A 23,178-nucleotide genomic window follows, 5' to 3' on the forward strand; every position below is an offset into this window, starting at 1 on the left:
GTGGGGCGCGGACCGCCCCATTTCAACCTCGTCGCCTTACCTGTACAAATCAGAATGGCCCGAGGTTTCCCCGACTGCAAGGCATCGCGGCAACATATCCACTGATTTTGACTTGGGTCGCCCAACACGCCCGTTAGAGCGGCTCGATATCACCCAGCGCCCGCTGCGCATGGAACTCGGCCTGCCAGACCTCGAATGCACCGGCGGCGATGGCGTCCCGCATGCCCTGCATGATCTCTTGGAAATAATGCAGATTGTGCCAGGTCAGCAGCATGCCCGAAATCATTTCGTTGGCCCGGAATACATGGTGCAGGTAGGCGCGCGAGTAACACGAGCAGGCTGGGCACGTGCACTGTTCGTCCAGCGGACGCGGATCGTCGGCGTGGCGGGCGTTCTTGATGTTCACGACCCCGCGGCGGGTGAACACCTGCCCCGTCCGTCCCGAGCGCGACGGCAGCACGCAATCCATCATGTCGATCCCGCGCGCCACGGCGCCCACGATGTCGTCGGGCTTGCCCACGCCCATCAGATAGCGCGGCTTATCGGTCGGCAGGAAATCAGGCGCATAGTCCAGACAGTCGAACATGGCCTCCTGCCCCTCGCCCACCGCGAGGCCACCAACGGCATATCCCTCGAACCCGATGGCCTTCAGCGCCTCGGCGCTTTCCTCGCGTAGGTCGCGCTCCAACCCGCCCTGCATGATCCCGAACAGCGCATGGCCGGGCCGGTCGCCGAACGCCTCGCGCGACCGTTCGGCCCATCGCATCGACAGGCGCATCGACTCGGCGATCCGGTCGCGGTCGGCAGGCAATGCGGGGCATTCGTCGAAACACATCACGATGTCCGACCCCAACAGGCGCTGGATCTCCATCGACCGCTCGGGTGTCAGCTCGTGTTTGGAACCGTCGATATGCGATTTGAAGGTCACGCCCTTCTCGGTCAGCTTGCGCAGGCCCGCCAGGGACATCACTTGAAACCCGCCCGAGTCGGTCAGGATCGGGCGCTCCCAGTTCATGAATTTGTGCAGCCCGCCCAAACGGTCGATCCGTTCGGCCGTGGGCCGCAGCATCAGGTGATAGGTGTTGCCCAACAGGATGTCGGCGCCAGTCGCCCGCACGCTTTCGGGCATCATCGCCTTGACCGTCGCGGCGGTGCCCACGGGCATGAAGGCCGGCGTGCGCACCTCGCCCCGCGGCGTGTGGATCACGCCGGTGCGAGCTTTGCCGTCGGTGGCCTTCAATTCGAATGAGAAACGCTGGGTCATGTCATCGCCTCGGGTCGCTGAACCGGGCAGGCTTTGCCCGATCTGCCCGGCCAATGCAACCCGTCAAGGCAAGCTGGCAACCCTTTGCGTGAACAGGTCCACCACTTGCTGACCAACGACGTCACAGCACACCTGCAACGGTGGGCGAGACGGGTCCGGCCGGGTCGCCCCAACCTCGGGCCCCTCGGTTACCACCTTCAAACCTGTTTCTTGAATTTCGAACATCGCACGGTGCGAACAGGCGATAACGGCCGTCGAGTCATGAAGTCCGCAGCCGTCCAACCCGGCGACATCGCGGTAGAAACTCAGATAGAACTGAGAGATATCGTTCAGAAATCCACCGATTTCAGGAGCGCGTCGTGCCAGTTCCTCGAAATCATCCGCGCGATAGAGCGTTCTCAGGGTCACATCCAGACCCACCAGAACCGTCGGAGCGGGCTGGGCAAACACCTCGTCTGCAGCTTTGACATCGTGATAGATATTCGCCTCGGCGTGTTCGGTGATGTTGCCAGGACAGAAGACTGCTCCGCCCATGATGACCAATTGGCCGATGTTCTGAGCGAAATCCGGATCCAGACGCATTGCATCGGCAATGTTGGTCAGCGGCCCAACCGCACACACCGTCAGGTCCTTCTTGTGACGCCGGGCCATCTCAACCAGGAACTCGGCTGCGCTCAGGTCGTGGTTCGCGCCGATCTCGGGCACATCGACCACATCGCCAAAACCCTCATCCCCATGCACGTGCTTAGAGGGCGTGTGTGCGTCAGCTTCCCGTGGAAACGCTGCGCCCTGCGCCACAGGTATGTCCAACCCCAGCTTGTGAGCCAGAAACCGTGCGTTCCGGCTGGACTGCTGGACATGCGTATTGCCGAAGACCGTAGACAGGCCGATCAGGTCAATTTCCGGGGCGGCGGCGGCATATGCGATCGCCATGGCATCGTCGATGCCGGGGTCGGTGTCGATAATCAGTTTCATTTCGCCCCGATAGCGCAATCAACGGCGGATGCAAAGCAGTGACAACCCGAAATCTCCGTGCTTTGTCCCAATTACCTTGCATGGATATCCTGTTCGGTTCATTTCATAGCTGAGTTGAAATTCAGACCTTCAATCCCCAAATGTATACCATCGTACACAAAAAATGAGGACAGAAATGACCGAAGACCAGATCATCGGACTGCTATCATCGAACATCATCTACCTGCTTGGGGCGGCCTTGGTTGTCGTCATCATCCTCAAGGGTATCAAGATCGTTCCACAATCCGAGAAATACGTGGTCGAACGGTTCGGACGCCTCCACTCTGTGCTGGGCCCCGGGATCAACTTTATCGTTCCTTTTCTTGACGTTGCGCGCCACAAGATATCCATCTTGGAACGTCAGCTGCCCAATGCGACGCAGGATGCAATCACCAAGGACAACGTGTTGGTGCAGATCGATACTTCGGTCTTCTACCGTATCCTCGAGCCTGAAAAGACCGTCTACCGCATTCGGGACGTCGACGGCGCCATCGCAACGACCGTCGCTGGTATCGTGCGGGCTGAAATCGGCAAAATGGACCTGGACGAAGTTCAGTCAAATCGCGCGCAACTGATTGAACGCATTCAAGAAAGCGTCGAAACCGCAGTTGACGACTGGGGGATCGAGGTAACCCGCGCCGAAATTCTGGACGTAAACCTGGATCAGGCGACCCGCGACGCCATGCTTCAGCAGTTGAATGCCGAACGCGCACGTCGCGCTCAGGTAACCGAAGCCGAGGGCCAGAAACGCGCGGTCGAACTCCAGGCCGACGCAGAGCTGTATGCTGCGGAACAAGCCGCCAAGGCGCGTCGCGTTCAGGCGGACGCGGAAGCCTATGCAACCGGCGTCGTCGCAAAGGCCATCCAGGACAATGGGATCGAAGCCGCCCAGTATCAGGTTGCGCTGAAACAAGTTGAGGCATTGAATGCGATGGGCAAAAGCGGAGGCAGCCAGACGATTGTTGTGCCCGCAAATGCGCTCGAAGCGTTTGGCGACGCCTTCAAAATGCTCAAGGGAGGCAAATGATGGCAGATCCGTTCTGGCTGACGTGGTGGGTATGGCTGGCAGCCGCACTGGCGCTGGGCATTCTGGAAGTGGCCTTGCCAGGTTTCATCTTCCTTGGCTTCGCTATCGGCGCGGCTGTCACCGGAATCCTTCTGGTCATCCCCGGCTTGGCCCCGAACCTGCCCGTCCTGCTTTTGATCTTCGCCACCTTGTCGTTGATCGCATGGCTAGTTCTGCGGCGCATGTTCGCGCTGCCACATGGGCAAGTCAGGACGTTTGACCATGATATCAACGACTGACCGGTGCGGCGCCCTGTAGCGGGGAGCCCTACCCCCTCTGGACGCTGCCTTCAGCTTTCCCTATATAATTGCTCAGGTAACAACCCGAGGCATTCATGACCCACCCCAGCGAACAGCTTGAAGGCACGCCCCTGATTGCGCCTTCGACCGTTGAGCACCCTCTGTACGAATCCGTGGTCGAGGCCTGCAGGACTGTCTATGACCCTGAAATTCCGGTCAATATCTATGACCTTGGACTGATCTACACGATCGACATCAGCAGCGACAACGCAGTCAAAGTCATCATGACCCTGACCGCTCCGGGCTGCCCGGTAGCCGGTGACATGCCCGGCTGGATCGTCGAGGCCATCGAGCCCGTTGCCGGGGTCAAGGAGGTGGATGTCGAACTGACCTGGGAACCACCCTGGGGCATGGAGATGATGTCCGACGAAGCCAGGCTGGAACTTGGCTTTATGTAAGCGCCTGCCGCGCTGAGCGCGCGGGAAACGTCACAAACCTGAAACCCAGTTGTCACGGATCGGTCGTCGAACCGTTACGTCGCTGCGTAACAATTACAACGCGGGCTTCGCAGTCGGACCCGTCACAGGAACTCGGCAACTCAAATATCGCTCCAGCAGTCAATGGCGACCACGTTGGAGCGTCTACCGCCCCCCTGCCGAGGCTCTGCAATACTGGGCCGTTCTTGCCCGAGAGCGGCCCTATTTTACTCGCTGAGGTGCACTTACTTCACGTTGCACTGCGCTTTGACCTCGGCGGCGCGGTCGTCCAGTTTCTTGACATAGTCACCCGACAGCATCTGCAACCGCTTCTGTTCTGTTCCAGAGATCAATCCAAGCAGCGCCCCGGCTGGCGTGATCGCGACCACACTTTCCGCCTGCTGATCCTCGGCATGTTTCTTTTCCGCCGCAATTGCACGCAGGTCACCTTCGGCGGTCGAGCAATTCACCGGGTGCCGCTTGTGATCGCCCGCTGCATGAACGGCACTGCCGGCCACCAGAAGAGCCAGAAACGCAACCTGCCGGCACAAGCCAATCTTATTTGAAATCCGCAACATCATCGAAACCCACCTTGTTCTGCTGTCAATTCGATCTCATCGGCAAACCCTGCCCACTGCCCGTACGGTACGGTCAAAACTGGCGATGAGCAAACTTGGGGCTCCGCGCTCTCTTGAGCCCGGGCCCTTGCGGCCTTAGATTAGGTTTAACGCGCGAAAATGGAGACGACGATGTTCGGCATTCCCGGCAAACAGGCCGTGACGATGACGCCCAAAGCTGCAGAGCAGATCCTCCGCCTGATGACGTCGGGTGGCCATGCCGGTCTGCGGATTGGCGTCAAGAAAGGTGGCTGCGCCGGTATGGAGTATACCATGGAGTATGTCGATCAGCCGGATCCGCATGACGAAGTGGTCGAACAGGATGGGGCGCGGGTCATGATCGCTCCGATGGCTCAGATGTTTCTGTTCGGAACCGAGATCGACTACGAGGTCTCGCTGCTGGAATCCGGGTTCAAGTTCAAGAATCCCAATGTCGTCGATGCCTGTGGCTGCGGCGAGTCGATCAAGTTCGACGAAAACCTGGCCGAACAGCGCTGAGTCACCTAAAGCCTGCAACGTTTGTGGGCGGGTGAACTGCCGCCTGCACCGTCTGGTTGAGTCCACCCAGATCGATCCGTCGCGCGACTCGCCCGCGCGCAGCCACCCAAGCGCAATTGTCAGACCTTGATCCGGGTGCTAACTGGATAGAAACGCACGAAAGATCACGGAGACCCCGCTATGCGACGCAGACTGGCAGCCGGAAACTGGAAAATGAACGGAACCGGGGCTGCTCTTTCCGAGTTGGACACGCTGACTGCGACGCACCCTTCTCCGACAGTCGATATTCTGATCTGCCCTCCGGCAACTTTGATCCACCGAGCCGCACAAGCCGTGCAAGGCTCGGGCGTCGCCATCGGCGGACAGGATTGCCACGCCGAAGTTTCGGGCGCCCATACGGGTGATCTGAGCGCCGAGATGCTGAAAGACGCCGGCGCGACCAGCGTAATCGTCGGGCATTCGGAACGGCGAGAAGACCACGGCGAGAAAGACGACGATATCCGCGCCAAGGCCCGGGCAGCCATGAACGCGGGCCTGACCGCAATCATCTGCGTCGGCGAAAGCCTTGAACAGCGCGAAGCGGCCAATACGCTCGATATCATTGGCGGACAGTTGTCTGGATCGATCCCGGATCTTGCTACCGGAGAGAACCTCGTCGTGGCTTATGAACCGATCTGGGCCATCGGCACCGGCAAGGTTCCCACCTTGGAAGAAATCGGAGAAGTCCACGATTTCATTCGCGCCAGACTTGAACGGCGATTTGGCGAAGGTGTCGGCCGGTCGGTTCGTTTGCTCTATGGCGGTTCGGTCAAGCCGGACAACGCGGCGGAGATTTTCGGAGTGTCAAACGTGGACGGCGCGCTGGTCGGCGGTGCAAGCCTGAAGGCACGCGATTTCTCGGGCATCATTTCAGCGCTGGAACAGGCCTGACCGGTCCACGCACACTCAGTCCGCGATGTCCTCGGCCCAAAGCTCAGGCTGTTCGGTCACGAACCTGCACATCAGGGCAATGCAGTCCGGGTCTTCGGCCAAAACAACCTCGACCCCATGATCGCGCAGGAAGTCTTCGTTGCCGCCGAAGTTTTCCGTGTCACCGATGACCACGCGTGGGATGCCGAACTGAACGATCGTTCCGGCACACATCATGCACGGAGACAGGGTGGTATACAGAACGGTATCTCGGTACGTCTTCTGCCGGCCTGCCTTGCGCAGCGCATCCATCTCGCCATGGGCGATCGGATCCCCCTGCTGAACCCTTTGGTTTCGGCCCTGCGAGATGATCGTGCCGTTCCGAGCCAGTACAGATCCGATCGGGCAACCGCCCTCATCGAAACCGGCTTTGGCTTCTTGGTAGGCAACGCGCATCAGGCGCTTGTCATCATCGGTCAGCATGTTTCGGCACTCGTTGGTTGCGGTGATCAGGGTGGTTCCAGCCTGCCCACCGCGGGTGCCTGCGTCAACAACGGGCCGGTCACGCAAGTTTCATTGCGACCAAGCCGGACACGATCAGTGTCGCTGCGATGACACGCAGCGGGGTCAGTGCCTCGCCCAAAAACATCACACCAACCAGGAACGCACCGACCGCGCCAATACCCGTCCACAGCACGTAGGCGGTTCCCAGTGGCAAGGAGCGCATGGCCAGGGCCAGCAAACCGAACGAACCGACCATTGCGCCTCCCATGACAACGGTCGGCCAGAGCCGCGTGAATCCAGCAGACTGCTTCATGGCAACTGCCCAGACGATTTCCAGCAAACCGGCAAAAAGAAGAAAGATCCAGGACATCGGGGACACCTCTATCGACTTCGGGTCGTCCCGAATGATCACCCATGGTGGGGAGGTCGTCCTCGTTCACTATGTGGGAAGAACCGATGGTGAGTTCAAGCCCGGCCATTCAGCGAGGCGGCCTGGCAGATGCCGGCCGACCGCGCAAAAAGTGACCCGAACCGGTTGCCCGGTTCGGATCGATTGCGACGGTCTAGTTCGTAATGATCTCGGGGCCCATGAAGGTGTTAGGCAACACCGTCGACAGCCACGGGATGTACGTGATCATGATCAGGAAGACGAACAGAACGGCCAGGAACGGCAGTGCTGCGCGCACGACGGCCATCATCGGCATTCCCGCGACGCCCGACGTAACGAACAGGTTCAGACCGACCGGAGGCGTGATCATCCCGATTTCCATGTTCACCACCATGATGATGCCCAGATGGATCGGGTCGATGCCCAGTTCGATGGCAATCGGAAACACCAGCGGCGCCACGATGACCAGCAGGCCCGAGGGCTCCATGAACTGACCGCCGATCAGAAGGATTACGTTGACCACGATCAGGAAAGTGATCGGCCCCAGACCCGCCGACAGCATTGCGCCGGCAATGTGTTGCGGCACCTGCTCATCGGTCAGAACATGCTTGAGGATCAGCGCGTTGGCGATGACGAAAAGCAGGGTGACCGTCAGCTTGCCGGCCTCAAACAGCGTATGTTTGGTGTCGGGGTGGAAAAAGGCCGTGATCAGCGCCAGCGGCTTTTTCACAAGCGAGAGGTTTTGCTCACCATCCTGGGTGCTGAGTGGCCCCATGTCCTTGTAGACGAAGCTGGCAATGAAGAAGGCGTATACAGCCGCGACCGCCGCTGCTTCGGTCGGTGTGAAGATACCGCCATAGATGCCGCCAAGGATGATGACGATCAGGAACAGACCCCAACCGGCCTCGCGTGCCGACGCAAATATCTCGCCCCAGCCTTTCCAATCACCTTTCGGCAGGTTCTTGACCTTGGCCATCACATAGATTGTGACCATCAGCATGAACCCGGCCATGAGTCCCGGAATGACACCGGCAAGGAACATCCTGCCGACCGAGACTTCGACCGCGGCCGCGTAGACAACCATAACGATCGACGGCGGGATCAGGATACCCAGCGTACCGGCGTTACAGATGACGCCAGCTGCGAATTCCTTGGAATAGCCGACCTGACGCATACCAGCGATCACGATGGAACCGATCGCAACAACGGTGGCCGGAGACGATCCTGACAGCGCGGCGAACAGCATACATGCGAACACGCCCGCGATTGCCAGACCGCCAGGCAGGTGACCAACGCAGGCGATCGAGAACCGAATGATCCGGCGCGCCACCCCTCCGGTCGTCATGAAGGACGATGCGAGGATGAAGAACGGGATGGCCAGCAGTGTAAAGTGGCCCTCGAACGCCTCGAACAGGGTCCCGGCAACCGAAGCCAGCGAGCTGTCCGAGTAGATCAGAAGAAACAGGGTCGAGCTCAGCCCTAGGGCAACTGCGATCGGAACGCCGATCAGCAGCAGGCCCACGACCATGGCAAAAAGTAGTACTACATCCATCAGTCGTGTTCTCCCTGAAGGGCCCGGACTTCTTCGATCTCGTCCTCAACCTCGTGGCTTGCGACAATACGGTCGGCCTCACCGCGCAGGATCTGCAGCCCGGCCTGGGCAAAGCGGATCACCAGCAGCAGCATCGACAGCGGCAGGACGAAATACGGCACGACCTTGGGCAGCTTCTCGTAGTACTCGCCATAGTTGATGAGGTCTTCGAGGAACCGTAGCGGCGCGACCATGGGGATGTCGTCCACCTCGTAGAAGCTCTGACTACGAGCGTCGAAATCAAAGCCCGTGGGGAACCAGCGTCCAGAGGTCGGAGGCAGGTCGGCAAAAACCGCCCAGTAGTCGTAGGACCCCTTCAGCAGCAGCAGCGAGAATACGAGGCAGCACCCCACCGCGATCAGTGCCAATACCCTGCGCGGTGCCGGAGGCAGCATATTCAGGATGGCATCCACACCCAGATGCGCGTGTTTCTTGACGGCGTAGGACGCCCCCAGCAATACCAGCCATCCGAACGTGAATACGGTCAGTTCTAGCGCCCAAAGGATGTTGGAGTTGAAGACGAAACGCGCGATCACGTTGGCAAAGGTCACGGCCGTCATCAGGCCAAGAAGCAACGCGATCAGGGTTTCTTCGATTCGGTCGACCAGCCCACCGGGGCCGGTTTTCGCACCAGACATCTTTCTGTCCCCATTTTTGTTGATTTATCGAGGTGGCGGGCGCGATTGGGCCCGCCTGGTATGTGCTCCGGCGGGCTTGCGACCGTCGGAGCACACCTGCGTGTCGGATCAGAACCCGGCGTTGATCGCCTGAGCGGCGTCGATCTTGTCCTGACCGACGTCACCGGAGAACTTGTCCCAAACCGGCTTCATCGCGTCGACCCAGGCCTGACGCTGCTCGGGTGTCAGCTCGCGGATCGTTCCGCCCGCGTCGATGATGGCCTGCTTGGCCTTTTCGTTGACCGCAAACGCCTCTTTGTTGCGCTCTTCGGTCACCTCGGCCAGGATCGTCAGGAACTGCTCGCGCACTTCCGGATCCAGGCTGTCCAGCCAGTCGACCGAAGTCACGACCAGATAATCGATGATGCCGTGGTTGGTTTCGGTGATGCCATCCTGCACTTCGAAGAACTTCTTGCCGTAGATGTTCGACCAGGTGTTCTCCTGACCGTCCACAACGCCCTGCTGCAGAGCACCATAGACTTCCGAGAAGGCCATTTTCTGCGGGCTGCCGCCGATGGCTTCCATCTGCGCAACCAACACGTCCGAAGACTGAACGCGGAATTTCAGGCCGTTGGCGTCCGAAGGATCGATCAGCGGCTTGTTCGCCGACATCTGCTTCATGCCGTTGTGCCAGAACGCCAGACCCTGCAGGCCGCGGCGCTGCATGCTATCCTTCATTGCCTGGCCATCCGCCGAGGCCTGGAACGCATCAACCGCGTCGATGTTCTTGAACATGAACGGCAGGTCGAACAGACGGAACTGCTTGGTGAACTTCTCGAACTTCGACAGCGACGGGGCGGCCAGTTGCACGTCGCCCTGCAGCATCGCCTCGAGAACCTTGTCGTCGTTGTACAAGGTCGAGTTCGGATAGACCTCCATGCACATGACGCCGTTCATCTCGTCATTCACGCGCTGCTCGAGCAGCGATGCGGCGATGCCCTTGGGGTGCTTGTCGGTGTTCGTCACATGCGCGAACTTGACGACGATCTCGCCATCGTCGCAGGCAGCGAAGCCCGCTGTTGCGGTAACGGAAAGCGCAAGCGCGGTGGCGGCTGTTGCCAGGAATTTCATCTGTCTTTTCCTCCCAGACTTCCAAAGAAACTTCCTTTGACATCCATGCGGATGCCGGATGCGCAAGAGTGAAACGAATCGACGGTCACCGTTCAACAATTCGAAAACGACTGGCAGAATACAGATTTTCTAATTACTTTTCATTGGCTTAAATAGAACATCCGCAATGAGCATTTTGTTATCGCAGACATTTGTGCGGGAAACCGCACACCCAAATGCGCGAGTGTGCGAAAAACCGCACATACATCGAATCATCGGGCGAATCGTTCCGCGTCAGCGCCGATAGTCTTCAGGGCGTATGCCGTAGCGGGCCAATTTGTCGTAGAACGTCTTACGCGGCAGTTTCAGGGACTTGGCCGCATCCGACGCCCTTCCGTTGTGACGACCCAAGGCCGCAATCAGCAACGAGCGCTCAACGCGCGCCATCTGTTCGTTCAGCCCAAGATCGGCCGCGGCGGCAACATCCTCGGGCATCCCCAGAACAAAACGCATTGCAGCTGACATCAGTGAACGCGCGTTGCCGGGCCAGTCCCGTGCCATCAATGACGCCAAGTGTTCGGACGAGACATCAGGTACCGCGATCCCGGCCTGCTCGGCCGCCTGGGCGACGTAGTGGCGAAAGATCACCGGGATGTCCTCGGGGCGTTCGGCCAAAGACGGTACGCGCACCCGCATCACGTCCAACCGATAGAACAAATCTGCGTTGAAACGACCCTCGGCCGCCATCTCGGCCAGATCCGCGGTTGTTCCGGCGATGATGCGGACCCCGGGCCCGTTTTCGATCATCTCCAGGGCCGCATATTGCGTCGCCTCGGGCATGGCCGAGACTTCATCCAGAAACAACGATCCGGTTGCCGCATCCTTGCATATCGCCTGCAAGGCATCCGCGCCCAGACCTGACGCCGGGCGCTTGACGAACGGCCCCTGCGCGCGGGGTGACATCAAATGGATGACTTCGGCGACTTTCGAAATACCGCTGCCCGGCGGTCCAGTGACCAGAACTTCGGCCTGAGTTGGGGCAACGCTGCGCACCCTGTTCCGCAATGCATCAGCCTGCGGTGACAAACCGAACAACAAGCGGGCCGCGGGATCGCCCTTCTCCAGTTCGCGCTTGGCTGCCCGGTGGTCCAATACCTGACTGCGCGCGGCAAATGCACGGCTCAGAACCGCAAGCAGATCGGCGGCGGCGCAGGGCTTCTCAAGAAAGTCGAACGCGCCCTGCCCCATAGCCTGCACCGCCATCGGTATATCGCCTTCGCCGGTCAGCAGAACGACCGGCAACTCCGAGTCGACCTCGCGGGCATAGGACAGAAGATGAAACCCATCCCGTCCCGGCATCCGAATATCCGAGACAATCACACCTGGGAAATCTTCCCGGATATGGTCTTTGGCAGCCACAAACGATCCAGCGGGAATTACGGAATAGTCCGCAAGTTCCAGAGTCTGGGCCAGCGCCTCGCGAACGGCGGCGTCATCATCGACCAATAGAACCGTTCGGATCATGCCGCGGCTTCCTTCTCAAATGGTTCCAACTCGACGGTGAATTCTGCTCCGTCGGGCATGTTCGCGCCGCGTATCTCTCCTCCGAAACTCTGGACCAGACCGTATGAGATCGAAAGGCCAAGGCCCATTCCCTCGGATGAGCCAACGGTTTTGGTCGTATAGAATGGCTCAAAAACGCGATCGGGATCCTGAATGCCCGGGCCGGTATCGCGCACCGCGACCATCAACCGCTCGCCACGGGTCAGCGTGATCGTCAGGCTTCGGGTTTCGCGACCTGTCATCGCGTCGGCGGCATTGGTGATCAGATTGACGAAGACCTGCACCAGCCGCACCTCTCCACCCCAGGCAAAGACAGGTGCATTGGGCGGCTGCCAGATCAACGTGACCCCGTCCGAGCGCAACCGGCCGTCGGTCAGTTCGACGGCGGTGTTGAGCACCTGAACCAGATCGACCTTGCCCATCGGCTCGCTCTCATTGCGGGCAAAAGCGCGCAAGTTCTTGATAATGCGTGCCATGCGGGCAGCCATGTCCGAGATACGCCCCAGGTTTTCGCGGGCCTTTTCGGGCTTGCCCTGCGCCAGAAAGGCCGTGCCATTGTCGGCGTATTGCCGGATCGCCATCAGCGGCTGATTCAATTCGTGGCTGATGCCCGCCGACATTTTCCCCAGAGCGCTCAGCTTGCCGGCCTGAACCAGATCGTCTTGCGCGCGTTTCAACGCCGCTTCGGCCTCTTGCCGCTCGGCCACCTCGCGGCGCAGAGCCACGTTGGCGGCCGTCAACGCGCGGGTCCGCTGGGCCACTCGGCTCTCCAGCACCGCATTGGCTTCGGCCAACGTACGCCGCCGTTCAGTCGCAAGAAAAAGCAACGCGCCAAAGGCTAGGCAGATCGCTGCGACCGCGGCGGCCTGCAATCCGGCCAGCCGTCGTGCCGGCGTCACATCCATCAAGACTTCGCCAGTCATTCCGATCACCGGCAGATCGCGGGTCAGGTGCAGGGCGCGATCCGGCAGGTACGGGCTCCAGCCGATCGACCATAGTTCATGCGGGCCCATGCGAGTAGACGAAAACGCGCCCGGCTTGCCATCAGCCGGCTGCAAGCCGATCTGCCCCGGCGGACGTTGCCAAAACAGCAGTTCGGACCGGTTGGAAATGAAGACCGAGCCAGAACGATCCACAAAAAACACCGCCTCGGTACTGCCGCGCCACGTGCTTTCAACGTCTTCGACATCCGCGATGACCATCAGGGCTCCGGTTACCTGACCATCCTCGGAAAACGCAGGCGCCGCATAGGAATAGATCCGGTTTCCCGTGTCGCGCAAAACCCCGTGCGAACTGCCAAGAGCGCCGTGCAGCGCGCGTTGAAACGCGGGCTGATCGGCCACGTTGCCATTCACCACGTCCCGCGCAGCGGCCAGAACGCGCCCAGTCTTGTCCGCATAAAGTACATCCACAGCCGAGGTCTTGTCCGCGACCTCCAGCAGAAGCGCCTGCGCCGCCCGCCGCCCGTCGCTGGTGTCCAACGCCCGCAGTGCGGGATGCTCGGCCATCAGCACCGCAAGTTCCTGATAGACCTGCAACTGAGTGCTCAGACGATCCGACGCCAACTCCAGATCGGCCTCGGCCTTCTCGCTAAGCTGAGAGAGCGCCTGCCTGTACCCATAAGACCAGACGGCTGCCGACAACAGCGCGACCGCGAACAGGAAACCAATCGTGACCCAAACTCTTTGCATGAAACAGGGTCTTGCATTCACAGCGCCGCATGGCAAGTCTGCGCCGCATGAAGACCGTGCACCAATCTCCGACCGAGCCCGAATTTGTTCAAAACCCCTACCCTTTCTATCGGGCAGCGCGCGATCACGGTGACTTGGTGTACTGGCAGGACTACGACATGCCCGCGGCGATGTCTCACGCGGCGGTCCAGACCCTCTTGCGCGATCGGCGTTTCGGACGTGAAGTACCGCCAGAGATGGCCACAAAAGGCCCAGATCACCTTGCGCCTTGGCTGGCGGTCGAAGCGCATTCGCTGCTCGAAGCGGAACCTCCGCGCCATACCCGCCTTCGCGCTCTGGTTCTGCGCGCCTTTACCTCGCGGGCTATCGGAGCGCTCGCACCGGACATCGAAAGGCTGTGTCACAACCTGATCGACGCGTTCCCCGATGCTCCATTCGACATTCTGGATGCCTATTGCACGCAGGTTCCTGTGATCACGATCTGCCGGTTGCTGGGTGTACCCGAAAGCATGGCACCGCAGTTGTTGCAGTGGTCCCACGCCATGGTCGCCATGTATCAGGCCAGTCGCACCCGCGAGACCGAAGATCAGGCAGCACAGGCCGCCGCCGAGTTCTCCGCATTTCTGAACGACTACGTCTCTCACCGCCGATCCGAACCGAAAGACGATCTGATCACCCGTTTGATCACGGCAGAGGAAGACGGTGAGAAACTGTCTCGCGACGAATTGATCGCAACCTGCATCCTTTTGTTGAACGCCGGCCATGAGGCGACCGTTCATTCGCTGGGCAACGGCGTCAAAACGCTTTTGGAGTCCGGAACCAGCCCTGATGCCCTGGGCCCGGACACAATCGACATGACGGTCGAGGAGATCCTGCGCTTCGACCCGCCGCTACATATGTTCACGCGCTATGTCTATGAGGACGTCGAGGTTTTTGGCCATCGGTTTGCCCGCGGCGATCAGGTGGCGTTGATGCTTGGGGCCGCCAACCGTGACCCCGACGTCTGGACCGACCCGGACAAATTCGACCCCACCCGCAGCATTCAGGCCAACACGAGCTTTGGCGGTGGTTTGCATTTCTGCGTCGGCGCTCCGCTGGCCCGGCTGGAAATGCGGATCGCTCTGCCGGTTCTTTTTGACCGCTGTCCGGGCCTGCGACTGGCCGAATCTCCGGAATATGCGAACACCTACCACTTCCACGGGCTGACACGACTAATGGTCCAAGCCTGAGCGCCGATCAGGTGTCTGCCAGGGCGTTCAGGGGCAGCATGGTGGTCGACTTGATTTCTTCCATCGACAACAGCGCCGTGACGTTGTGCACGCGCACTTCCGAGATCAGCGCCTGATAAAACGCATCGTAGGCCCGTGCGTTCCTGACCCGAACCTTCAGAATGTAGTCGATGTCGCCAGCCAGGCGGTGCGCCTCTTGAACTTCGGGACGATCACGCAGGGCCTGCAGGAACTTGCGTTGCCAATCCGCCTCATGCTCGGAGGTTCGGATCAGAACAAAGAACGTCGCCTCGAAACCCAGCGCCTCTGCGTCCAGCAGAACGGTCTGCTGACCGATGATTCCGGCCCCTTTCATCTTGCGGATCCGATTCCAAACGGGTGTCTTTGAACTGCCCACTTTGGCCGCGATTTCGTCCAGCGATTGACTGGCGTCTCGCTGCAGCTCGGCCAGAATTTTCCGATCCGTGTCGTCTATTCGAACCGACATTCCAATTTTCCTTCCGAATGAAAACCCTTGTTCCGCCTGCCGCGCAATTCAGAACGCTTGTCCTTATTTATTCGGCAATATGGCATCTGGTCGGGAATATTTCCTATATTGAGGGCCAAGTCAAACAACAGCCAGGGCTACCCAATGAAGGCCACGCAGACAAAAGGACAAACGGGACAGGTCGACTTCGTCGGCGCGGGACCCGGTGATCCTGAATTGCTGACTCTCAAGGCCCTGTCCGCATTCCAGCGGGCCGAGGTTGTTTTGCATGATCGCCTGATCAGCCCAGAGGTTTTGCAACTGGCCGGCCAGAACGCCCGGCTGGTCGACGTGGGCAAGGCCGGCTTTGGTCCGTCCTGGAAGCAGGATGACATCAACGCATTGCTGGTTGACTACGCGCTCAAGGGACAACGGGTCGTTCGCCTCAAATCCGGTGACGCGACCCTTTTCGGCCGGCTGGACGAAGAGATCGATGCACTGGACGCAGCCGGTATCCCGTGGACGATCGTTCCCGGCATTACGGCTGCCTCGGCGGCGGTGGCCGGAATTGGCCAAAGCTTGACCCGACGCGGCCGAAACTCCTCGGTCCGGTTTCTGACCGGGCACGACATGCAGGGCTTTGCCGATCACGACTGGGCTGCGCTGGCCCGTCCGGGGTCGGTTGCAGCCATCTACATGGGCAAGAAATCCGCCCGCTTCATTCAAGGACGCCTGATCATGCACGGCGCCGATCGCGCCACGCCGGTCACGTTGGTCGAAAACGCCTCGCGACCTGATCAGCGCGTTGTCGCCACGACGCTGGATCAACTGCCTGCAGACCTCGCCGCTGCCGGCCTCGACGGCCCTGCACTCACATTCTATGGCCTGGCCCCGCGCGACGCGGCCAAAGCCGTCACCGAATTCAACAAGGAGCTTGCCTGATGGCCCGCGCTTTTACCCCCAAAGTCGTTACCGCAAATGACCTGCTGGAAGGCGACGTGATCTATCTGACCGCCGATGACCGTTGGTCGCGCGATCTGCGCGAGGCCGAACTGATCACCGACGAAGCGCACGCTCAGCTGCGTCTTCTGGATGCACAGAAGCAAGTCGACAAGATCGTAGGTGCCTATCTCGCCGACGTCGTTGCAGGCGAAAACGGTCCTGAACCCACCCATTTTCGGGAAGACTTCCGCCGGACTGGTCCGTCCAACTATGCCCACGGCAAACAGGAATCTTCCCCGCAGCCCCGGGTCTGACCTCAGGCCCCTCTCTCCCCGTAAAAAGGCCCCGGATCCGGGGCTGCAACAAAGGACAGCCAAAGATGTACCGCTACTCCGAGTTTGACAAAGCATTCCTGGCCGAGCGCAACGCACAGTTCCGCGCCCAGGTCGAACGCCGCATCGACGGCTCGCTGACCGAGGACGAGTTCAAGCCCCTGCGCCTGATGAACGGCCTGTATCTGCAACTGCACGCCTACATGCTGCGGGTGGCCATCCCCTATGGCACGCTCAACAGCGCCCAGATGCGCCAACTGGCCCTGCTGGCCGAGAAGTGGGACAAAGGTTACGGCCACTTCACCACGCGCCAGAACATCCAGTACAACTGGCCGAAACTGCGCGACGTGCCTGACATGCTGGACGCGCTGGCCGAGGTCGGCCTGCACGCGATCCAGACCAGCGGCAACACCATCCGCAATGTGACCGCGGACCATTTCGCCGGCGCCGCAGCGGATGAGATCGCCGATCCGCGCCCCTATGCCGAACTGCTGCGCCAGTGGTCCACCGACCACCCGGAATTTCAGTTCATGCCGCGCAAGTTCAAGATCGCCATCACCGGGTCCGAGCATGACCGCGCCGTGATCAAGGCCCATGACATCGGCCTGCAACTGGTCGAGCGCGACGGCGTTCTGGGCGCCCGCGTTCTGGTCGGCGGCGGTCTGGGCCGTACGCCGATGATCGGCAAGGAGCTGTCTGATTTCGTCGCCTTCGACGATCTGCTGGCCTATCTGGAGGCCACCGTTTCGGTCTGGAACCAGATCGGCCGGCGCGACAACAAGTACAAGGCGCGCATCAAGATCACCGTGCATGAACACGGCATCGACGCGATCCGCGCCAAGGTCAACGAACGCTTCCTGCAGGTCCGCCCGCAGTTCAAGGGCGCCGACATGGCGCTGCTGGATCAGATCAAGGCGCATTTCGCCCCGCCCGCCTTCCGCGAAGGCTCAGTCGCGGCATTCGAGAGCGCCTATTCGAACGACCCGGTATTCCGCTCGTGGATCGACACCAACATCGCGCCGCACAAGCAGGCGGATCACGCGATCGTCACGATCTCGATCAAGAAGCACGGCCAGACGCCGGGTGATGCAACCGCCGAGCAGATGCGCGTGATGGCCGATCTGGCCGAGCAATACGCCTATGACGAACTGCGCATCAGCCACGAGCAGAATGTGATCCTGCCGCATGTCCACAAATCGGACCTGCCCGCGATCCATGCCAAGCTGAAAGAGCACAGCCTGGCCACCGCGAATATCGGTCTGATCAGCGACATCATCGCCTGCCCCGGCATGGACTATTGCGCGCTGGCGACGGCCCGCTCGATCCCGGTGGCGCAGCAGATCGCGACCCGGTTCGACGAGCTGAAGCTGGAGCACGACATCGGCCACCTGAAGATCAAGATCTCGGGCTGCATCAACGCCTGCGGGCATCACCACGTGGGCCACATCGGCATCCTGGGCTTGGATCGCGCGGGCGTCGAGAATTACCAGATCACGCTGGGCGGAGACGCCACCGAAACGGCTGCCATCGGCGACCGCACCGGTCCGGGCTTTGCCTATGACGAGATCGTGCCCGCGGTCGAACGTATCGTGGAAACCTATCTGGAACAGCGCACAAGCGCCGAGGAGACCTTTTTGGAAACCTACCGCCGTGTTGGAATGGCGCCATTCAAGGCGGCCCTCTACCCCGAGGCGCGGGCCAATGCCGCTTGACCTGATCCAGACGGAACTGGGCCGGGAACGACGCGAACTGACCGAAAAGGTCGAGGCGCTGAACGCCCGGTTCCGCCACCACAGCGCACATGACGTCATGCATGGTGCGCTTGAGGAGGCAGGCAACCTGGCGCTGGTCTCCAGCTTCGGTGCCGAGTCGGTGGTGTTGCTGCACATGGCTGCCGTGGTCGACAAGGCCACGCCGGTCCTGTTCATCGACACGATGATGCTGTTTACCGAGACGCTGGAATACCAGCACGAGGTCAGCGAGCGTCTGGGTTTGAAGAACGTCCAGATCATCCGCGCGGATGACGAGGATGTTCAGCGCGAAGACCCCTATGGCGCGCTGCGGCTGCGCGACATGGATGCCTGCTGCAACCTGCGCAAGACCTTCCCCTTGCAGCGGGCCTTGGCGGGCTATGAAGGCTGGATTACCGGGCGAAAGCGGTTCCAATCCGGTACCCGCGCCACGCTCGAGTTCTTCGAGGTCGAGGACGGCACCGGCCGGATCAAGGTGAACCCTCTGGCGCATTGGGCGCCTCAGGACGTGCGCGCCTACATGGAAGAAAACCGCCTGCCCCGGCATCCGTTGGTGGCAAAGGGCTATCCCTCGATCGGCTGTGTGCCCTGCACCTCGCCGGTGAAGGATGGCGAAGATCCCCGCGCCGGACGCTGGCGCGATCAGAACAAGGAAGAATGCGGCATCCATTTCGTCGACGGCAAAATGGTACGCAGCGGAGAGAAAACATGAACGTGATCGTGAATGACCAGGGCTTTGCCCCTGATGACTGGACCGACGGCTTTGTCACCCTTGAGGATGCCGCAAACGATGTTATCGCACTGGACGTCACCTCGGATACGGACCCCGACGAATTGTTCGAACGGCTTGGAAACACGCGCATGGTGCGCGTCGACTTTCCGTCGTTTGCCGATGGCCGCGGCTTTACCATTGCCCGCACGCTGCGCCTGAAGGGCTATGAAGGCCGTCTGCGCGCGAAAGGACACGTGTTGGCCGACCAATACGCGATGGCCCGGCGCAGCGGCTTCGACGAAGTCGAGATTGACGCAGATCTTGCCGCCCGCCAGCCCGAGGACCAATGGCTGGCCCGCGCCAACTGGCAGGACCACGATTATCAGACCCGCCTGCGCGGCTGACGCGACGATCGGGGCAATCTGCCCCCTTTTCCTGACCTGGATCAAAGCTTAAACGGAGATGCCGGTTTAACAGACCGGTAGTGAAACGATGACAGAGATGAAGCCCGTGACCGAAGCAACCGCCGTGAAGGCCCCCGTCCTGCCGGACGCCCAGACCGTTCTGGAAGTGAAACACTGGACCGACCGCCTGTTTTCGTTCAAGGTCACGCGTCCGCAATCGCTGCGCTTCCGCTCGGGCGAGTTCGTGATGATCGGCCTTTTGGGCGACAACGGGAAACCGTTGCTGCGCGCCTATTCGATCGCGTCGCCGTCGTGGGACGAGGAACTGGAATTCTATTCGATCAAGGTGCAGGACGGCCCGCTGACCTCGAAACTGCAGCACATCCAGCCCGGCGACCAGATTATCCTTCGGCCCAAACCGGTGGGGACGCTGGTGCATGATGCACTGCTGCCGGGCAAGCGCCTGTGGTTCTTTGCCACCGGAACCGGGTTTGCCCCCTTTGCCTCGCTGCTGCGCGAGCCTCAGACCTATGAGGACTACGACGAGGTCATCATCACCCACACCTGCCGCGAAGTGGCGGAACTGGAATATGGCCGCCAGCTGATCGAGAACATCCGCAAGGACGAGTTGCTGGCCGAACTGATCGGCGAAGGTTTCGCCGACAAGATCCGCTATTACCCGACCACCACCCGCGAACAGAGCCCCAAGATGGGCCGGATCACCGACCTGCTGAAGGACGGAACCGTCTTCAAGGACCTGGGCATCGAAGGCGGCATCAAGCCCGAGACCGATCGAGCGATGGTCTGCGGCAGCCTGGCCTTCAACCACGACATCAAGGCCATTCTCGAAGAGTTCGGCTTGCGCGAAGGCGCGAACTCGGACCCCAAGGAATTCGTGATCGAAAAAGCCTTTGTCGGCTGAGCCGAGATCCGGGCCGGCGAACGCCCGTTCCGCCGGCCCGAGCACCGCGTCGACACGTGCGAATTTCGTGTCATAGCACCTATATGGCGCTTGAAAGAACCTTCGTCTCAGTTTAAGTTCCCGGCTCGGAAATCGGCAATTATCAAAGGAATGAACCCATAGCCCGCAGACCTCACAACGCGCCGCCACAACGTGATACCGGCCCGCGCGTCAATGAAAAGATCCGTGCCCCCGAAATTCGCCTGATCGGCGCCGAAGGTGAGAATGTCGGGGTGGTTCATCCCGCCAAGGCCATGCAGATGGCAGCCGATGCCGGTCTTGATCTGGTCGAGATCTCGCCCAACGCGAATCCGCCGGTCTGCAAGATCATGGACTTTGGCAAGTTCAAGTACGAGCAGCAGAAACGCGAAAGCGAAGCCCGCAAGAAACAGAAGATCATCGAGGTGAAAGAGGTCAAGTTCCGGCCCAACACCGATACGCATGATTACGACGTCAAGATGCGGAACGTTTTCAAGTTTCTCGAGAATGGCGACAAGGTCAAAGTGACCCTGCGCTTCCGCGGCCGGGAAATGGCGCACCAGAACCTGGGACGTGAACTGCTTGAGCGCGTGGCGGAGGACGTCAAGGAAATCGGCAAGATCGAAAACATGCCGAAGATGGAAGGCCGCCAGATGATCATGATGATCGGACCGCTTCCCCAGAAGTGACGGCACTTGGATCCGAGTGATCAAAGCTCCCTCGTTCGAGGGAGCTTTTTTGTTTGTGGGTCAAAGTCAGGACGGCGGGTCAGATTGCTTTGGAAATCGCAACCGACAACTTTTCCACCAGTTCGTCCAACTGCGGCTCTTCGATGATGAATGGCGGGGCCAGAAGCACATGGTCGCCTCTCCTGCCGTCGCGTGTTCCGGACATCGGATAGCAGATCAACCCCGCTTCGACGGCGGCTTTCTTGATCTTGGCCGCCACCCCCCGGGCCGGGTCAAACGGTTCGCGCGTATCTCTGTCAGCCACCAGTTCGATGCCTCGGAACAGACCCCGGCCACGGATGTCCCCGACATTGGGATGCTGGCCAAAGGCCGCTTCGAGTTTGGCTTGTAGTTTGTCACCCATGCTGCGGGCACGGGCCGGCAAATCGCGCGAGGTAAGCTCTGTCACCACGGCGAGGGCTGCCGCCGTGGCGACGGGGTGCCCAACATAGGTATGGCCGTGCTGAAAGAAACCCGAGCCATTTCGGATGGCGTCATAAATCCGATCGGTGCACAGCGTGGCACCGATCGGTTGATAGCCAGCCCCCAAGCCTTTGGCGATGCAAAGAATATCTGGCGCCACCCCATCGTGGTCGCAGGCAAACAGATGGCCGATTCGGCCCATGCCACACATGACCTCGTCCAGGATCAACAACACGCCGTATTGATCACAGATTTCGCGGATCCGCTTGTAATACCCCTCGACCGCGGGGACGGCGCCCAACGTGGCCCCGACCACCGGTTCCGCCATAAACGCCATCACGGTCTCGGGTCCCAGGCGCTGGATCTCCAACTCAAGCTCATTCGCCACGCGTTGGCCATAGTCATAGCTGCTCTCGCCTTCGGGCTTTTCGGCGTATTCGTAGCAGGGCGCGATATGGCTCATCTCGATCAGCATTGGCGCGAATTGAGCCCGTCGCCATGCATTTCCGCCCGCTGAAAGCGCGCCCAGCGTATTGCCATGATAGCTCTGCCGCCGTGCGATGACCCGAGACCGATCGGGCTGCCCGATTTCAAGGAAGTACTGGCGCGCCAGCTTGATCGCGGCCTCGGTCGCCTCGGACCCGCCGGACACGAAATAGACCCGCTCCAACGATCCGGGCGCGTGCTGGATCAGGAGATCTGCCAGGGCTTCGGCCGGTTCCGAGGTCATGAAACCAGTATGGGCAAAAGCGATCTTCTGGACCTGCTCCTGCACCGCGTGGATCACTGCCGGGTTTGAATGTCCCAGGCACGACACGGCCGCATCCCCACAGTCGAGATACCGTTTGCCCTGCGCGTCGATCAAATAACACCCATCACCGCCGACAGCGACCGGCAATTCCGCCTTGGTGTGGCGCGGAAAAACATGGCTCATATCATTTCCCTTTCAGCAAAGCGATCAACGCCGCGACCGAGGTCGCGTTGTCCGTCCATCGGGTTCCATCCGAGTTCGTCAGGCTGTTCTCAAAACCGACCCTGACATCGCCGCCACGAGCGGCCGCAGCCGCCAGACAGGCGTGTTCCAGACGCCCGAAAGCACAAACCATCCAAGGCGTACGAGCAGCGGGAAAGGCCTCGAGGTCCGTCGGTTGGGATTCCTGCCCGGTGGCATAGCGTCCCAGCACCAGCAAGCGGTCTTCCTTCTCGCCCCGCACGACCCCATCCGACTGCCATCGCTCCAACAGATCCGCATCCGTCGAATCGTAGAGGATATGCTGCACCCGAGTTCCCTGTTCCGCACACAGCCCATAAATCCGCGGGGCCAGATCGGGCGCGCGCGCAACTTCCCGAACCGAGATCGAGGCCCATTTCGGGGCCACCTGCTGCAGGCACTCCAACTGCGCAGAAACGTCGTAGATACCGGCGGCCTCGGTCGTGATCTGAACATCCATCGTTGGCACGGTTCGGGCAAGCTCGGCCATAGCCTCCCGATAGCGCCCTGCATCCAGAGAATGCGCGCCCTGCCCATCCCTGACATGCAGGTGCAACCCGTTTGCCCCGGCCGCGTGGCAGGCAATGGCCGTCTCCACAATCTCACCGGTCGAAACCGGCAAGGCGGGGTGATCCGCATGACTGCGTCGCGCACCGTTCGGTGCGACCAAAACATACGGAAGCGACGAAGCCTGTGTGTCAGACATTGAATCA

The 23,178-nt window shown here is 60.5% G+C and carries 25 protein-coding genes and 1 pseudogene; 13 read left to right on the forward strand and 13 right to left on the reverse strand.

The annotated features are described in order from the left end of the window. Nucleotides 1–133 precede the first annotated feature (133 nt). Entirely contained in the window at nt 134–1,264 is a 1,131-nt protein-coding gene (tgt, locus tag ACR0BA_RS04115) for a tRNA guanosine(34) transglycosylase Tgt (protein WP_480726561.1), read from the reverse strand. Between the two features lie 63 nt (nt 1,265–1,327). Continuing rightward, on the reverse strand, nt 1,328–2,239 hold the full coding sequence (locus ACR0BA_RS04120; RefSeq protein ID WP_480726562.1) for a nucleoside hydrolase: 912 nt from the start codon (nt 2,237–2,239) through the stop codon (nt 1,328–1,330). A 175-nt stretch (nt 2,240–2,414) separates the two neighbouring features. Between ACR0BA_RS04120 and ACR0BA_RS04125 the strand changes: the two genes are divergently transcribed. The 3 genes from ACR0BA_RS04125 to ACR0BA_RS04135 all read left to right on the forward strand — a co-directional run bounded on the left by ACR0BA_RS04125 (nt 2,415) and on the right by ACR0BA_RS04135 (nt 4,041). Next, on the forward strand, nt 2,415–3,305 hold the full coding sequence (locus ACR0BA_RS04125; protein WP_170338815.1) for an SPFH domain-containing protein: 891 nt from the start codon (nt 2,415–2,417) through the stop codon (nt 3,303–3,305). After that, nucleotides 3,305–3,583, forward strand: a complete 279-nt coding sequence (locus ACR0BA_RS04130) for an NfeD family protein (RefSeq protein WP_480726564.1) — start codon at nt 3,305–3,307, stop codon at nt 3,581–3,583. The genes ACR0BA_RS04125 and ACR0BA_RS04130 overlap by 1 nt, the downstream gene beginning before the upstream one ends. 95 nt (nt 3,584–3,678) lie before the next feature. Next, nucleotides 3,679–4,041 (forward strand): SUF system Fe-S cluster assembly protein, encoded by a 363-nt coding sequence (locus tag ACR0BA_RS04135; protein WP_170339389.1) that lies wholly within the window; start codon nt 3,679–3,681, stop codon nt 4,039–4,041. Between the two features lie 263 nt (nt 4,042–4,304). Here the strand turns inward: ACR0BA_RS04135 and ACR0BA_RS04140 are convergent, their stop codons facing one another. Then, nucleotides 4,305–4,640, reverse strand: coding sequence for a hypothetical protein (locus ACR0BA_RS04140; protein ID WP_480726566.1), 336 nt, complete (start codon nt 4,638–4,640; stop codon nt 4,305–4,307). A 168-nt stretch (nt 4,641–4,808) separates the two neighbouring features. On the opposite strand from ACR0BA_RS04140, the gene ACR0BA_RS04145 reads away from it, so the two are divergent. Next, nucleotides 4,809–5,174 carry a HesB/IscA family protein gene (locus tag ACR0BA_RS04145; protein ID WP_170338817.1) on the forward strand — a complete coding sequence of 122 codons (366 nt, stop codon included), beginning with the start codon at nt 4,809–4,811 and terminating at the stop codon, nt 5,172–5,174. Nucleotides 5,175–5,354: 180 nt separating this feature from the next. After that, complete coding sequence (gene tpiA / locus ACR0BA_RS04150) at nt 5,355–6,104, forward strand: triose-phosphate isomerase (protein ID WP_170338818.1); 750 nt, start codon at nt 5,355–5,357, stop codon at nt 6,102–6,104. Between the two features lie 15 nt (nt 6,105–6,119). On the opposite strand, the gene ACR0BA_RS04155 is transcribed toward tpiA, so the two are convergent. From ACR0BA_RS04155 to ACR0BA_RS04185, 7 genes are all read right to left on the reverse strand, one after another. After that, on the reverse strand, nt 6,120–6,653 hold the full coding sequence (locus ACR0BA_RS04155) for a nucleoside deaminase (RefSeq protein ID WP_244952407.1): 534 nt from the start codon (nt 6,651–6,653) through the stop codon (nt 6,120–6,122). Then, nucleotides 6,646–6,957 carry a DMT family transporter gene (locus tag ACR0BA_RS04160; RefSeq protein ID WP_480726568.1) on the reverse strand — a complete coding sequence of 104 codons (312 nt, stop codon included), beginning with the start codon at nt 6,955–6,957 and terminating at the stop codon, nt 6,646–6,648. Before ACR0BA_RS04160 ends, ACR0BA_RS04155 begins: the two co-directional genes overlap by 8 nt. Nucleotides 6,958–7,150: 193 nt before the next feature. Next, the gene (locus ACR0BA_RS04165; protein WP_170338824.1) at nt 7,151–8,527 is read right to left on the reverse strand and encodes a TRAP transporter large permease; all 1,377 of its coding nucleotides are present in this window, start codon (nt 8,525–8,527) and stop codon (nt 7,151–7,153) included. Beyond that, a complete protein-coding gene (locus ACR0BA_RS04170; protein ID WP_170338826.1) occupies nt 8,527–9,204 on the reverse strand; it encodes a TRAP transporter small permease in 678 nt (225 codons plus the stop codon). Before ACR0BA_RS04170 ends, ACR0BA_RS04165 begins: the two co-directional genes overlap by 1 nt. A gap of 108 nt (nt 9,205–9,312) precedes the next feature. Continuing rightward, on the reverse strand, nt 9,313–10,314 hold the full coding sequence (locus ACR0BA_RS04175) for a DctP family TRAP transporter solute-binding subunit (RefSeq protein ID WP_170338828.1): 1,002 nt from the start codon (nt 10,312–10,314) through the stop codon (nt 9,313–9,315). Nucleotides 10,315–10,587: 273 nt separating this feature from the next. After that, nucleotides 10,588–11,817, reverse strand: a complete 1,230-nt coding sequence (locus ACR0BA_RS04180) for a sigma-54-dependent transcriptional regulator (RefSeq protein ID WP_480726570.1) — start codon at nt 11,815–11,817, stop codon at nt 10,588–10,590. After that, nucleotides 11,814–13,547 (reverse strand): sensor histidine kinase, encoded by a 1,734-nt coding sequence (locus ACR0BA_RS04185; protein ID WP_480726572.1) that lies wholly within the window; start codon nt 13,545–13,547, stop codon nt 11,814–11,816. Before ACR0BA_RS04185 ends, ACR0BA_RS04180 begins: the two co-directional genes overlap by 4 nt. Before the next feature lie 47 nt (nt 13,548–13,594). Here ACR0BA_RS04185 and ACR0BA_RS04190 point away from each other — a divergent pair, with 47 nt between their 5' ends. Further along, nucleotides 13,595–14,776 carry a cytochrome P450 gene (locus ACR0BA_RS04190; RefSeq protein WP_480727457.1) on the forward strand — a complete coding sequence of 394 codons (1,182 nt, stop codon included), beginning with the start codon at nt 13,595–13,597 and terminating at the stop codon, nt 14,774–14,776. A gap of 7 nt (nt 14,777–14,783) precedes the next feature. On the opposite strand, the gene ACR0BA_RS04195 is transcribed toward ACR0BA_RS04190, so the two are convergent. After that, complete coding sequence (locus tag ACR0BA_RS04195; RefSeq protein ID WP_093961931.1) at nt 14,784–15,263, reverse strand: Lrp/AsnC family transcriptional regulator; 480 nt, start codon at nt 15,261–15,263, stop codon at nt 14,784–14,786. 174 nt (nt 15,264–15,437) lie between these two features. Here ACR0BA_RS04195 and cobA point away from each other — a divergent pair. The 7 genes and pseudogenes from cobA to infC all read left to right on the forward strand — a co-directional run. Next, nucleotides 15,438–16,184: pseudogene (gene cobA / locus ACR0BA_RS04200) on the forward strand (uroporphyrinogen-III C-methyltransferase); the annotation flags it as partial. Next, nucleotides 16,184–16,498, forward strand: coding sequence for a DUF2849 domain-containing protein (locus tag ACR0BA_RS04205; protein WP_093961929.1), 315 nt, complete (start codon nt 16,184–16,186; stop codon nt 16,496–16,498). The pseudogene cobA and the gene ACR0BA_RS04205, both read left to right, overlap by 1 nt. 65 nt (nt 16,499–16,563) lie before the next feature. Beyond that, nucleotides 16,564–18,228 (forward strand): nitrite/sulfite reductase, encoded by a 1,665-nt coding sequence (locus ACR0BA_RS04210; RefSeq protein ID WP_480726575.1) that lies wholly within the window; start codon nt 16,564–16,566, stop codon nt 18,226–18,228. Beyond that, entirely contained in the window at nt 18,218–18,979 is a 762-nt protein-coding gene (locus ACR0BA_RS04215) for a phosphoadenylyl-sulfate reductase (RefSeq protein ID WP_480726576.1), read from the forward strand. Before ACR0BA_RS04210 ends, ACR0BA_RS04215 begins: the two co-directional genes overlap by 11 nt. Further along, nucleotides 18,976–19,383 carry a DUF934 domain-containing protein gene (locus ACR0BA_RS04220; RefSeq protein WP_480726578.1) on the forward strand — a complete coding sequence of 136 codons (408 nt, stop codon included), beginning with the start codon at nt 18,976–18,978 and terminating at the stop codon, nt 19,381–19,383. Before ACR0BA_RS04215 ends, ACR0BA_RS04220 begins: the two co-directional genes overlap by 4 nt. Before the next feature lie 88 nt (nt 19,384–19,471). Further along, nucleotides 19,472–20,305, forward strand: coding sequence for a ferredoxin--NADP reductase (locus tag ACR0BA_RS04225; protein ID WP_170339407.1), 834 nt, complete (start codon nt 19,472–19,474; stop codon nt 20,303–20,305). A 245-nt stretch (nt 20,306–20,550) separates the two neighbouring features. After that, nucleotides 20,551–21,012 (forward strand): translation initiation factor IF-3, encoded by a 462-nt coding sequence (infC, locus tag ACR0BA_RS04230; RefSeq protein WP_260066269.1) that lies wholly within the window; start codon nt 20,551–20,553, stop codon nt 21,010–21,012. A 79-nt stretch (nt 21,013–21,091) separates the two neighbouring features. Here the strand turns inward: infC and ACR0BA_RS04235 are convergent, their stop codons facing one another. Next, complete coding sequence (locus tag ACR0BA_RS04235; RefSeq protein ID WP_480726580.1) at nt 21,092–22,408, reverse strand: aspartate aminotransferase family protein; 1,317 nt, start codon at nt 22,406–22,408, stop codon at nt 21,092–21,094. Nucleotide 22,409: 1 nt separating this feature from the next. Then, the gene (locus ACR0BA_RS04240; RefSeq protein ID WP_480726581.1) at nt 22,410–23,171 is read right to left on the reverse strand and encodes a beta-keto acid cleavage family enzyme; all 762 of its coding nucleotides are present in this window, start codon (nt 23,169–23,171) and stop codon (nt 22,410–22,412) included. Nucleotides 23,172–23,178 lie beyond the last annotated feature (7 nt).

Source organism: Ruegeria sp. CI5 (assembly GCF_056536885.1).